Source organism: Sphingomonas adhaesiva, from assembly GCF_036946125.1.
GTDB lineage: Bacteria > Pseudomonadota > Alphaproteobacteria > Sphingomonadales > Sphingomonadaceae > Sphingomonas > Sphingomonas adhaesiva_A.
In genome coordinates this window covers 549,156-561,628 of record NZ_JAQIJT010000002.1, presented here as the reverse complement: position 1 = coordinate 561,628, position 12,473 = coordinate 549,156, and the positions used below count along the sequence as shown (strand labels likewise).

Genomic DNA, 12,473 nt, shown 5'->3' with positions numbered 1-12,473 from the left:
TGACGATGCCGATCCGCAGCGCTAGTCAGCGTATCGGCAGGACCGGGAAGCGCGGGGTCGAAAGCCTGATCGACGACCATCCGCGCTGGGTGGCGCGGCGGCAGGACAGCGACTTCGTGATCGATCTCAAAGCCGAGCTCGCCAATCTCGGGCTTGAAGGCCAAGTCCTGCGCCGACAGCTAATCAAGCTGTAGATCAAGCGGGGCATCGCGCTGGCGTTTCCTACTGGTGAATATCCGCTTCTGAGATGTGATTTTAGTCAGCGAATGACCGAGATCGGGGCGCGTAGCTGCCGTCGGACGGTGAATGAACGAACGGCCGGATACACATTCTCGTGCGCTTAAACGGCCGTTCCGCTTTCCACCATCCGCGGACGTTTGAAGCCGCTGCCCCCGCCGAATGAACGGCTGTCTGCTTTTTGCGGCCACCGCCCAAAAGCGGACGGGCCGCTTCCCACCATACGCGGACGAGATCGCATGACGGCCGCTAGGCTAAATCGCCATCCCAGTGGGCTACGGCGTCCAGATCAGTCCCTCGCGCAGATGGCTGTCGATCTCGACCTCCCGGGCCAGCGGGTGGTTCATGAGGATGAGTCGCAGTGTGCGCAGCGCCGTGTAGGCCTGCTCCATCAGATCGCGCTGCTTGAGGGCGATATCTGGATCGAACGCGTTGCCCACGCCGACGTGCGCGGGCTTGTTGCGAAGCTTGCGCACCTTTCGGAACGTCGCGAGCATATCGTCCATCGGCGCGGGTTCTCGCGGCCGGAACTTCTGCCGGAGCCATTCCTCGAGCAGCTGCAGGGAGCCCTTACGCTCGAGGCGGAAGCCTCCGCCCTCGACGTCAATTCGGCGTTCGCGCGCAACGTCGTCGCCGAAGAAGGCGAGGTCGATATTGTCCGAGATCATCTTGTCGAGAGTCGCCACGAAGTCGTTGAACTCCTTGACGGTGGGACGGAGAAGCGAACCAAACTCCCGAGGCCGGTCGCGCGAATGGTCGTGGCGGAACAGGCCCGGCCGGCCGATGGCGGCGGCAATCCGGTTTATCGTCTCCAGCTCCATGATGAAGGCTTCGTAGAGCGACAGCCGCTCCGGGAAGTGGCCCATGACCGCGCGGTGGTGGTCAGGGTGGAGGGAGGTCGGCACGTCGACCTCCCTCATCCGCCAGCGCTGCTGGGCCTCCGGCGATAGCTGCGAGAGATCCCACAGCATGGCGGCGACGAACATCGCGCGGTCCTCGCCGAAGGCGAAGCCGAACCGGAGATAAACATTCTCTTCGCTCCGGACTCCAGCGTCGTCGTGCGCGTAGATCTGCCCCTGGATGTCGTTGGTGCTGTATTCAAACCGGGGGTCGTTGCGGTAGTCCTCCAGAATTCGCAGTTCGAACGCGCGGTGCCCGAGCTGGGGCTCTCCGCGTGCGAGTTCGTACGTGTAGGGGCGGCCCGGATACTGCCCTGGCGTCACGACGGTGTCGAGGTACGCGCGCGTCGGATAGAAGTTGCCTTGGACGAAGCCGCACTCGTCCAACTTGCGCAGCGTTTCCTCCTTCGGTTCGTCCGGCAGGGCGCGAATGAACGGATTGGGGTGGATGTCGCCGAACACGATCGTGGCGAGGCCGCAATCGATTAAGACGCGAAGCGACCGCCTAGTCTCTTCGTGATCGTCGCCCGCCAACTTCATCAGCGGCAGACCGTTGAAGCGGCCGAAGACCAGATAGGCGTGCGCCATCACTTGAATGAGCTCTTCCGGCGACAACGTCTCGAACTCCCGACTTGAAACGGATTGTGCTAACTCGTTGAATGGAGGCGGGCTTTTGTCCTCCCTCTCCGACATCGCACGGCTACCTCAGTCTGACGACTATAATAGCCGCCGCAGTCGGCCGCTCCGAAATCTTGATCTTCGGCTAGCCGGTTCGCTGGGGGGGGCAGTTGCTGTAAGCTACTCGTCGAATGGCTCGGTGAGCGGAGTGGGCGGCCCCTTCTCCTCCGCCCCTCTTCAAGTAGGGTGGGCCTACTCCGTCCCGCCATCCTCGCCGATGATTTCGAACGTGCTGTCAGAGCCGAACTCCTCGCGCAGATAATCGGCGAGGTCTGCGCGATCTTGGAAGTGCCTGCCAACGTCGATCTTCTGCGCCGTGGTCAGATGTCGTCCAGTGTCGGCGTCCTGCACCGAATCGATCTGAAACATGTCACCCGTCCCGCCCTTTCCATAACTCAACGACACATTCAGGTGCATACCATCATCTTCTCTATCGCGAGCGAGCGACGCTGCGCCCCTCGAAGGTGCAAGATGGTGAAAACCCGCTCAGGATCAACCGGCCTCGGTCCGACCGGACCTTATCCCGGCGGTGGAATGCGACCAACGACTGCCGTTCTACGCTTTTGCCCGCGCATGAACGGAGGTCTGGTTACCTTAAGTTGTCAACCGAAAGCGGTCGGGCTCGTTTCCACCAAACCCGACAACCACCAGTCGTATAGGCGATTAGCGTTCGCCCTGCGGCTTCGGCAGAATCGGCGTAGTGCTGTCGGCGTAGGTCAGCCAGTTTTGCCAGATCGCCATCGTCCGGGCCTTCGTCAGAGCGGTCCGACAGCTAAGCGACATGGCGCCACGGATCGTTCCACCCTTCCAGTTCTCATAGACGGCGTCGCATTCGGTATCCCGATAGGCGATCCACGCCCGTTCGGATGTGCGAAGCTTGGCAAGCGCCGTCAGTTCCCGGTCTCGGGTGAGACGCGCGACGGCCGCGGTGTAATAGCGGTTAAGCACGGCATCGGCGCGATCGAGGTCGGCGACCAGGCATTGCTCGACGTCGCGGGTTGTCGAGCCAGAGCATGGATCTGCCGCTGTCAGCAACAGTGTCGCGATGATCATCGACATAGCTATCCTTACTGAATTCCGCCCCGGTCCAACATCTTCGATCTATAGCGCTTTCATCCGTTCGGCAGCGCCCGGCTCCTTCGCGATCGATCGGATGGTAACCCGGTCTACCAGCACCTGCGCGCCCAAGGCGAGGGTCCCCAACACCGCCCATGGCCATCCCCGCGTCAGCCAAACATCGAGATGAAAGCCGTTGGCCGGCAGCGTTAGCGCGCAGGCGATCAGCGCCAGCCATTTGACGCTGTTCATCGCGAACGATGCGCCGCTCATGATCCACAGCTTAGCCCTCGACGATCCCGGCCGCCACGCCGCCCACAGTAGCAGCGCGGCCGGGACGCCGACGCCGGCCCACGCCGTCCACTCCGGGCCGAGGTTCACCTTCGCGACCATCGCAGCGACGAACGACAGCGCGCACAGCAGCAGGATCAGCGGCAGCGCGCGGAAGAAGCCGGTGGCGTTGAGCACGCCGACCAGCATCAGCAGCGCGACGATCGCGACGGCTCCGATGACGGCGATCATGACCGCGCGCCCTCAGAACGCCGCGCGATCGGTCTTCGGCGCGGCGCGGTCGACCGCCGCGGCGAAGGCCCGTTCGCGCTCGCGGTCTTGCTCGGTGCCGTCCTGCAGCCGGATCGTATTGTCGTTGTAGGTGACCGACGCCTTCAGGTTCGGCAGCGCCTCAGGCCGACGCTGGAACGGCGTGATCGTGCCGCAGACGGATTTCAGCGGCGCGCTGCACCAGGCGAGCGTCATGCCCTGGTCGCGGCTGCCATCGGGCTTGCCGTATTTTGCGGTGACCTGGCGAAGGAAGGCGTCGCCCTTCATCACGCCCTGCGGCATTGTCAGAAAGACGCTGGTGACGGTCGAACCGCCGGCGGGCGCGGCGGTCAGGACGACGGTGATCGTCTCGCGGTTCGGGCCGACGCCCTGCAGCTGCGTCATTACCCGGTCGCTCATCGCCGGTGACGTGGCGGCGCCGGTGCGACGCTGCGCCGCCTCCGCACGGACACGGGCCGCGAAGCTGGGGCCATAGCTCACGCCGTTGGTCGCGGGCATCGCATAGCCGGCCTTCACCAGCGCGGCGCGTGCCTCGCTCGCCGACATGCCGAGCCTGACCCCGGCCACGTCGAGCGGAAATGTCGGCGTTTCCACGCCATTGACGGCCTGAGGTGTCGCCGCAGCCGGCGTGCCAGCGGCGGTGGCGGCGGCGATCACGATGGCCGCGGCGGCGAGCGTCTTCTTCATGGTTCCTGCTCCTGGTTTCGTTCAGCGGATGGCGATGGTGACGAAGCCGGCGGTGTCGGACGCGCCCGCGACGTGGCCCGCATCGAAGGCACGCGCGACGCCGAACCGCAGCGAGGACGTTGGCGACAGCGCGGTCGCCCAGCCGAGTTCGAGATCCAGTTCGCGAGCATCCGGGGCAAGGTCGACCGCCACCGTGCGCGTCACCAACGCACCGCTGACGAGATCGAACGACACCGGCGCGAGCAGCATCGCGCGGGCGCGCTCGACCCGAAGCGGCGAGGACAACCCGAGCGTAGCGCGGCCGCCGAGCAGGTCACGAGCGCCTTCCAGTGCGAAGGCGCTGCCGACCAGCGGGCCGTCGAAGCGCAGCAGGTCCGAGCCCCCCGACGCCCGGGTCGAGGAAGCTGTGGCGCGGGCGGTCAGGTCGACGCCTGCCAGCGACTGGCGATAGATCAGCGTGGCGAGCGTGGTCCGCGCACCGGTCAGCCCAAGCGTCGCGTCGGCGCGCATGCCGAGCACCTGATTCCGTTCGACAAGATCGGACAGTTCGAGGCCGAACCCCAGCGGCATGGCGAAGCCGATGACCTGTTGCCGAAGGCGCCCGTCCCGGGACGTGCCGCTCGAGAATGACGCCGACCAGCCCCCGCCGGACCATGCCGACATGCTGCCGACCGGCATCGACGCGATACCGCGGAGCGGCGAACCCGCCAGACCGTTACCGCCGCCGATGACGACGTTGGTGCCAAGCGTGACCTGCTGCCCGGCGGCAGGCGCGAAGGAGACGACGGCCGGCACGGCGGGACGAAGCCCTGAATAGGCGCCGACGTTGGTCGCGAAGCCGAAGCGCGCTGCCTCGGCCTGCGCCGCACGCCATGGCACATCCGTCTGACCGACCATCGCACCAGCCAGTAGGCCCGACCCGCGAGCCCGCACCCCGGTCGAGGCTACCATCCCATAGTCGCGACCGTAGCGGTCGAACACCGTCATGCCGCCGACCTGCCCGGTCAGCGCTGCCGCCGCAGCCGCCCCACCGAACGGCGCAGACGTCGTCAGCGAGGAAAAGCGCGTCAGCACCGCATCGGCCGCCGCGAACGAAGAGGCGGGCGCCCGCGCCTGCATCGCCTTCTCGACGTTGAGGATGCCCGCGCCGAACACCGCATCCACCCCCGGCGCCCCGGCATCGGTTGCGGTGTCGAGCAGGATGCGGCTGATCGCCTTGCCGCCGAGCTGCGGCCAATATTGCTTGAGCAGCGCGGCAGCCCCGGCGACTGCGGGTGCCGCGAAGCTGTTGCCGGTGACGCTGACCACGTTGCCGTCCTTGTCGACGACCTGGACGTTGTTGCCGCCGGCCGCGAGCATCCGGTCGGCGAGCGGCCCGGCATTGCCGTTGGCGCTGCGCGGATTGCCGTTCTGGTCGACCCCGATGGCGAACAGGAACCAATCCTTGTTGGCGCGGTCGGTGCCGACGAAGTTCTCCGCGAACTGGCCGGTGAAGCTGTCCTGGCCTGTCGTATTGTCGACCGAATTGACCAGCAGCCGGTCGGCGAGGCGTACCTGATCCATCGCGGCGCGCTGGTCCTGCGCCAGCTGCCCCGTGCCGAAGCCGTTGAGCGACAGCACGCTGACGAACGCGCCTTTCTCGACCGCATAGCGGATCGCCGGTGCGATCAGCATCGCGTTGGCGCTGCCGCTCTCGGGGATCGGCCCGGTGCTGCCGGCGGTCTGGCCCGACAAGTCGGCACCGACGATCTTGAGCGCCAGCAGCGTCGCCTCGGGCGCGACGCCTTGCGGCCCCGATCCGTTGCGCGCCGCCAGCGCGACCGAGGCGACGGTCGTGCCGTGGCCCAGCTTGTCATCGATCGCAAACGGCGCGAGCGTCTCCGCGGGGCAGGTGCCGCACCGCGCGACGCGCTGTTCGAAGCCGGTGCTGTCGGCCGAGATGCGCCCGGCAAACTCTGGCGTTGAGCGATTGATGCCGGTGTCGAGCACCGCGATCGTCACGCCCTTGCCGGTGATGCCGCGGTCATAGGCGTAGGCCGCCCTGGCAATCACCACGGCGCCCGAGGCCTTATATTCGGCGCTGTCGGCGGACGAGGTCGGCGTGGGAGCCGGACTGGGTGCGGGTGTTGGAGCGGGAGTCGCTGTCGGCGGCGCGGTCGAGCCGCCCGAGTTGACGCCTCCGCCGCCACCGCAGGCGGCCAGCAGCAGCCCCGCCGAGATCACCGATATGTTCGTTATGCGTGTGCGGTTTCCGCACTTCCGTCCCTTTGCACCCAACGCTCGAACCCCCGTTCGCGTCGGTGCCGGTCGGCTACTCCAGCCGGCGGCACCGCCCCTGTTTACGAGGCGGTGCCGGCCCGAAAGCCGGGGATTGGAAACCTGCGGAAAGACAGGCGCGGACGTCTTTAGGCCCGAGAGCCCTGGACATGCACGCCCGCTCCCCGGCCGAAACTGGTTCGACCGGGCATACGGCTACTTTCCGACGAGGTTTCCACGCCTCGGCCCACCTGCTGGTGAGCGGGCATAGGTTAGGCGATCTGCCAGCCTGTCGGCAACGCAAATCTTTGCGACGCGATGTCGGATAACCCTGACATGTTAAAGAGATTTTTACCTTTACCGATATTTCTCGGCATATTCGGGCATCCAATCGCAAGTATTGGCGCGGCTGAACTGACGTTCCCGCTAAGTATTGACCCAGCGCATACGGCTGCTCATATTGACCAGTATATGAACCCTTTTGGTATCTGATGTTGATCGCGGCGCTCGTCGAAGCCCGCAGGTCGTCGGGCGTGTCGCAATCCACGCTCGCGGCGCGCATCGGCGTGCCGCTCCAGAAGATCAAGCGGCTCGAACGAGGCGTCGGTTCGGTCGAGACCCTTGTCGCGGTGATGACCGCGCTCGACTTTCGGCTGACCGGCCTCGCACCGGGCAAGACCCTTGGCGAAAAACTGCGCGCCAGCCGGCTTCGGCGTGGCTGGACGCTGGAGAAGGCGGCTTCGCGTGCGCGCATGTCGCGCACGACGCTCGCCAGCCTCGAGCGCGGCGGCGGATCGGTCGCCAGCCTGCTCCGCCTGTTGACCGTGCTGGCGCCGAAAGTCCGGCGCCGCGCCATGGAGCGTGCCCATTGGGGCGAAGGCGACAAGGCCGACCGTGACGTCCGCTTCACCCCGCCCGAGTTCCTGGCCAGGATCAACGATGCGTTCGGCGCGATCGATCTCGACCCGTGCGGTCATGCGCTGAGCCCCGTGGTCGCGAAGCGCCGCATCCTCCTTGAGGAAGGCGGCGACGGGTTCGTCGACGACTGGTCCGGCGGTCTCGCCTTTGTCAATCCACCCTTTTCCAAGACGCAGCTCTGGCTGAAACGGGCGCACGACCAATGGTGGCGGGGGAATGTCGCCAGCGTCGTCTGCCTCGTCCCCGTGCGCACCGATTCCCGCTGGTTCCACGAGACCTTGACCGCCGAGGCGGACATCTTCTTCCTGCTAGGCCGGCTGCGGTTCGCCGACATCCGCGGCCGGTCGCAGCACACGCCCCATTCGTTGATGCTGGTGGCGTTCGGCACCTCGGCCGAACAGCGGGCACGCTGGGCGGAGATCGCCGAGGGGTATTGGCTGGCCCGCTCACGCGGGCTCGCCTCACTGCCAGATCGGCCAGTCGTTGATGACGACGCGGCCCGCGACATCGACGCCGCGCTCGACCAGCCGGCGCAGGCGCGCCTCGGCGCGGGCGATGCCCTGCTCGACGTCGGCGTGAGCGGGCTTGAAGGGCAGGTGGATGATCTCGCCCGGCGCGAGGCGGAAGCTGCCACGCACATGCGGATGCGGCAGCAGCAGCGCGCGCGCGCCGGTCGGCGACAGCCACAGCTTGCAGCCGGGGTGTGAAAAGCAGATCCGGCCGCGCGGCACGAAGATCGAGATGTCGGTCATCACGGTCTCGCCCGCCTGCTCCTCGAAGGTGAGGTGTACGAGGTCGGCCTGCGCATCGCAGGCCATCTGCCCCAGCCGGAGCCGCGCGAGCTGATCGAGGCGGTGGCCGGCGAGCAGCGCCGCGGACGGCCGGAGGGTGCGGTTGCCCAGGAGCATAGTCGAGACAGCGGCGAGGTGAGCGCGGGCGGCGGCGGTGTTGGTCATCTGGTTCTTCCCGATTTTCGTCCCCACCATCGGGGACACTTCCATCGGTTCATTCCCCTCTAGGCGGGCACCGGCCCACCCCGGCCGGAGGCACCCGCGACGTGTGTCGCGGGTGCTTGGCGGCCTGCTCAGCCTGGCGCGAAGCGCGGCGCCCATTCGTCGCGAAACGTCTCCCACTCGGCCTGGAAGGTCGCCTGCGCGTCCTTGGCGACGAGATCGCGGTGGAGCTCCCCCCATCCGCTGGCGCGGTGGACCCGAGCCAGTGCCACGCAGTGGGCGTGCGGGCGGCGCGCCGACAGTTCGTCACCCGGCATATGGACGACGGTAAGGCTGGTCAGCCGGCGTTCGAGCGCAAGGTGCTGCAGCGCATACATGCCGACGGCCGACAGGATGTCCGCCGCCTGCCAGCCGTGGTCGAAGCGCATCGTCAGCACTGCGGCCAGCAGCTTCTGGTGCGGCTTGACCCTGGCGTCATAGCCTTCGAACACGCTCTCCAGCGCGTCCGGCTCGAGCGCGACACCGGGCGCGGGCACCAGCCGGCTGGTCGTGCAGGTGATCGGCCACAGCCCGTCCGGCCCCCAGGCTGCGTCGTCGGGCCTGCTCGGCTGGAGCTTGGCGCGGGCGAGGTCGGCGGTGGTGTTGCGCTTGCCCTTCGCCTTGGGCCGCAGGAGCGCGAAGCCGAAGCCGAGCGACGATCCCAGCGGATCGTCGAACAGCATGTCGTCGGCATCAGCCGGGCTGATCCACGGGAGCGCGGGCATCAGCGGTTCCCCCATACCTGCGCGAGGAAGGCGTCGGCCCGGTCGAGGCCGTCGATCGCCTCCTGGTCGTCCCGCGCGGGCGGATGCGACGCGACCTGCAGCCGGCGCTCGGTCAACTGCATCGACAGCTGCGGATCCTCGCTGTCATGCGGGTCGGGAACCAGTCACGCCTCGCCACGCGGCGACAGCCAGAGCCGCCGGCCATGGCACCAGACGTTCTCCTGCCGACCCCACTGGCCATAGGCGATGTAGAGCGTGCGCCGGCCTTCGCTCGATGCCTTGACGACCAGCGCGTCGCACCTCGCTTCGCGCATGCCCCTGTCGACGATGGCGAGATCGCCGCGCGTCGGTTCGATCGATGGGACCAGCAGGAGATCGGCGGAGGCGGCGTAGAACCATTCGCTGAACGGCGGGCGCAGCAGCAGCCGGGTCGCCGGGTCGGATTGCCAGCCCACCAGCGTGGCGAGCGCCTGCGTCGCGGTCAGCGCACGCATCTGCGCCAGCGCCCGCTCCTTGGTCATGATATACACAAGAAAGTCCTTGGGATTATGCGGGAGGTGGCGGGCTGCACGCCACCTCCCGCACCTTCATTTTCGCCTTCACGGCACAGCCGCAGGCGTTCCCCAATCTTCCTTCCGCCGGCCCCGGCGGGCCTTCCCGGATGCGCGCGACGGGCTAGCGTTCGGGCCCTTGGTAGGCAGACTGATCGGTGGCGCAGAGCTTGTCGGCCCCTTCGGCGCCACTCTCTTCGCGTCCGCTGTCTGCAACGATGATGCCTGATCGAAGATACTGACCTTCGACTTCTCGGCCGTATCCGGCGCGGGTGGCGCGCGGTCGGTAGAGGCGTCCTTCGTCGCAGTCGAAGCCGCCCGATCCGGCCCGCTCGGTGCGACCCGGTTCGGCTGCTTGTCAGGAGGCGATCCGGAAATGTCAGGTTTCCGATCCGCTTGTCGTGCCGCGATATGCGCGCTTGGCGCGACCGTGCGAGACGCGGCGGGCGAGAAAGAAGTGGTGGCCAAGACCGTGGGCGAGGGCTCCGCTTTTCCTGGCTTCGGGATCGGCAGGGTTTGAACCGTCGTGGTGGACGACGGGCTCAATGGCGACGCATGCGCGACTGCGCGCGGTTTCACCGATCCCGAAGACGCGCGTCCTGTTCCACCCGAAAGAGCGACGCCCGACAGCATCTCGCGATCAGCCCGCCGGTGCCGCTCCATTAGCAGCAGCCGCTGGAAGCTCGGTTCATCGGCGAACTGCCGCATCAGCGTGTCGATCGCTTTTGGAACGCTGTGGCCGAGCCGCGCGTCGCCGTTGTCGAAGATCAGAAGAGCCCCATCAGCGGCGTGTTTGCGCAGCCAGGCATGCAGGCGATCCCGCTTCGGACCATCGAACCGCGAAGCCGTGGCCGCCGCCGCAGGCGCCTGATGGCGCGGAACGTAGACGACTGCGTCCATGGCCGGCGCAGGCCCGAGATGTACCGTCGCCGACAGGATGATCGCCCACTGGTCCGCTGCCCTTGCGGCGAGCGCCTCCTCCACCCGTCGCGCCGCTTCCCGCTCGTCCGGCGTAGGGCTGTTCCGCTCGACCCATGCAAGGTGCGCCCGAGCATCGGCGAGCAGTTGGTCGTCTCCCTTGCGCGGTGTCACCGGGCGGCCGGGCGTTGGGGTCAGCGTATGCGCCACCGTCTCCGCCCGTGACCGCGCCATCGTGATGACGACGTCGGCGAGTTCGCGCTGAAGCCGCCGCCGGATCAGCCGCCGTTCCAGTCGTTCGTAGCGTTCGACCGCCGCCATGGCAGTGAGATCGTTCGCGACGATGGTGCGGATCAGCGCGAGTTCGCTGACGAGCGCCGCTTCCGCTTCGGCGGCCCGCTTCTCGCACGCCGCGGCCTCATCGGTGAAGATGCGGCGGGCATTGCGCGATCCAACCTCCGTTTCGATCCCGCGCGACTCCAGACCAATCGCGCGGTTCCCCATATGGTCGAGCGGGGTCAGCCCGATATCATTGTCGGCATAGGTCCCGTGCAGATACCGCACGACATCCGGCCGATCGCCGACCACCTCATTGACGATCGTGATGAACCGGTCACGCAAAAGGCCGGCGGGCGGCGCTTCATAGCGGACCTTCTTCTGACGCTTCGGATGCGTGACCTTTCCGTTGCGTCGTTCGACATATTCGAAGTCCCAACAGCCAGGATCGTCGAGCCATCGAGCCGGGCGGTCGACGCCATCGACGTGGATGTGGAAGTTCCGGCGGTCGTTGTGGCGGTCGGGTTGGTGGATCGCGCCGACCACCATCCAGCCGTCATCCGCCAACGTGCCGCAGAAGCGCGACAGTATCTCGTGGCGATCGACCGCCGAAAGACCGTTGGGCAGTTCGCCGACGAACCGGTGCTGCGATCGTTGGGTCCGGCCCTGCTTCCACGTTACGAGATCGCGAGCGAACCGCCTGCGTTCGAACCAGTCGAGACGCTCATAGGCTTCCTCGCCGGACACCTCGGCGATGGTGACCGTGCGATGTCGCTCGGGCCGCCCACGCTCGATCGCCTCCCGCTCGACCTCGGCCGCTTCCGCCTGCAATCGCTGGGTCATCTCGCGGAACCAGGTCGGGGCACCGCCGAACTTCAGCTGATACTCGAAACTGGTGACCTGCGCGGTCGATGCCTGAAGCAGATGCGACTTCGGCGGCGGCGCGGCGCGCTCGGCCGCCTCGAACAGGCTGCGTGCCCGGTCCCAGCCGCCGGGAATGTTGGTGTAGCAGGCGAGCTGGTTCAGATCCGCCCGCATCTCCTGCTCGTCCAGCATGTCGAGCAGCATTTCGCCCGCTGGATCAGCGACGCCGGTTTCCCGCCGGATATAGTCGATGTGAGTCGCGAGCCCGATCCTGGCCCCATCGGTCACATAGTCGAAGTGTGCCGCGGCACTCATTCCCCCGCCGCCGCATCGCGAATGTGCGACGCCGTTCCGGGACGGCGGGTGGATCGCCACGACCGCCTTCACGTCGAAGTGTGGCACCCGAAACCCGCCCGTCTGCCGGTCGCGGCGGGTCAGCGGGCTGGCGGCATGGAAGTCCACCGTCCGCTCGCGGTGGGACGTGAACTGGCGGCGCTGCGGTCCTCGGGCTGCGCGATCGTCGCCCTGCGCGCGGAAGCCCGTCCGCTTCAGGGACCCGGCAATCGCTTCCTCGTCCTCGCGCCGCTGCCGGGCGAGAAGCGCACGCACGTGGTGCGCGAACACCGCAGGCTCTTCACCGATGGACCCGGACGTCGACATGCCCCTGATTGTCGACCCGCCCCGCGGACCACACAATACCCCCCTCGAACCGCCTTCCGGAAACCGTCAGGTTGGAGGACCCGCCGCGGTCGATCAGGCACCGGCGGCGCACCGCAATTGGGCGCCCCCGCCAAATTGCGCTGTTGCGCCTGAATTTCCTCCCCCTTGGTCGCGCCAACGCATCGTCGGCTGCTG

13 protein-coding genes are annotated in these 12,473 nt (G+C 67.1%); 3 read left to right on the top strand and 10 right to left on the bottom strand.

The annotated features are described in order from the left end of the window. The first annotated feature begins 5 nt into the window (after positions 1-5). Positions 6-194: a hypothetical protein gene (locus PGN23_RS08965; RefSeq protein WP_335302537.1), complete on the top strand. Its 189-nt coding sequence runs from the start codon at positions 6-8 to the stop codon at positions 192-194. A gap of 318 nt (positions 195-512) precedes the next feature. On the opposite strand, the gene PGN23_RS08960 is transcribed toward PGN23_RS08965, so the two are convergent. The 6 genes from PGN23_RS08960 to PGN23_RS08935 form a co-directional block, all read right to left on the bottom strand. Continuing rightward, complete coding sequence (locus PGN23_RS08960) at positions 513-1,724, bottom strand: hypothetical protein (protein ID WP_335302536.1); 1,212 nt, start codon at positions 1,722-1,724, stop codon at positions 513-515. Between the two features lie 282 nt (positions 1,725-2,006). Next, positions 2,007-2,183, bottom strand: coding sequence for a hypothetical protein (locus PGN23_RS08955; RefSeq protein ID WP_156340075.1), 177 nt, complete (start codon positions 2,181-2,183; stop codon positions 2,007-2,009). A 294-nt stretch (positions 2,184-2,477) separates the two neighbouring features. Next, entirely contained in the window at positions 2,478-2,873 is a 396-nt protein-coding gene (locus tag PGN23_RS08950) for a lysozyme inhibitor LprI family protein (RefSeq protein ID WP_335302535.1), read from the bottom strand. Between the two features lie 42 nt (positions 2,874-2,915). Continuing rightward, positions 2,916-3,392 (bottom strand): hypothetical protein, encoded by a 477-nt coding sequence (locus PGN23_RS08945; protein ID WP_335302534.1) that lies wholly within the window; start codon positions 3,390-3,392, stop codon positions 2,916-2,918. A gap of 12 nt (positions 3,393-3,404) precedes the next feature. Continuing rightward, positions 3,405-4,118, bottom strand: a complete 714-nt coding sequence (locus PGN23_RS08940) for a hypothetical protein (RefSeq protein WP_335302533.1) — start codon at positions 4,116-4,118, stop codon at positions 3,405-3,407. A gap of 21 nt (positions 4,119-4,139) precedes the next feature. After that, positions 4,140-6,341 (bottom strand): S8 family serine peptidase, encoded by a 2,202-nt coding sequence (locus tag PGN23_RS08935; RefSeq protein WP_335302532.1) that lies wholly within the window; start codon positions 6,339-6,341, stop codon positions 4,140-4,142. 524 nt (positions 6,342-6,865) lie between these two features. Between PGN23_RS08935 and PGN23_RS08930 the strand changes: the two genes are divergently transcribed. Both PGN23_RS08930 and PGN23_RS08925 read left to right on the top strand, forming a co-directional pair. Further along, entirely contained in the window at positions 6,866-7,999 is a 1,134-nt protein-coding gene (locus PGN23_RS08930; RefSeq protein ID WP_335302531.1) for a DNA N-6-adenine-methyltransferase, read from the top strand. A 78-nt stretch (positions 8,000-8,077) separates the two neighbouring features. After that, positions 8,078-8,311, top strand: coding sequence for a hypothetical protein (locus tag PGN23_RS08925; protein ID WP_335302530.1), 234 nt, complete (start codon positions 8,078-8,080; stop codon positions 8,309-8,311). A 65-nt stretch (positions 8,312-8,376) separates the two neighbouring features. Here PGN23_RS08925 and PGN23_RS08920 read toward each other — a convergent pair whose 3' ends face one another. The 4 genes from PGN23_RS08920 to PGN23_RS08905 form a co-directional block, all read right to left on the bottom strand. Further along, positions 8,377-9,009, bottom strand: coding sequence for a hypothetical protein (locus PGN23_RS08920; protein WP_335302529.1), 633 nt, complete (start codon positions 9,007-9,009; stop codon positions 8,377-8,379). After that, positions 9,009-9,131 (bottom strand): hypothetical protein, encoded by a 123-nt coding sequence (locus tag PGN23_RS08915; RefSeq protein ID WP_335302528.1) that lies wholly within the window; start codon positions 9,129-9,131, stop codon positions 9,009-9,011. The genes PGN23_RS08920 and PGN23_RS08915 overlap by 1 nt, the downstream gene beginning before the upstream one ends. 42 nt (positions 9,132-9,173) lie before the next feature. Further along, a complete protein-coding gene (locus tag PGN23_RS08910) occupies positions 9,174-9,530 on the bottom strand; it encodes a hypothetical protein (RefSeq protein WP_335302527.1) in 357 nt (118 codons plus the stop codon). Positions 9,531-9,608: 78 nt separating this feature from the next. Continuing rightward, on the bottom strand, positions 9,609-12,278 hold the full coding sequence (locus PGN23_RS08905; RefSeq protein WP_335302526.1) for a hypothetical protein: 2,670 nt from the start codon (positions 12,276-12,278) through the stop codon (positions 9,609-9,611). Between the last annotated feature and the right edge of the window lie 195 nt (positions 12,279-12,473).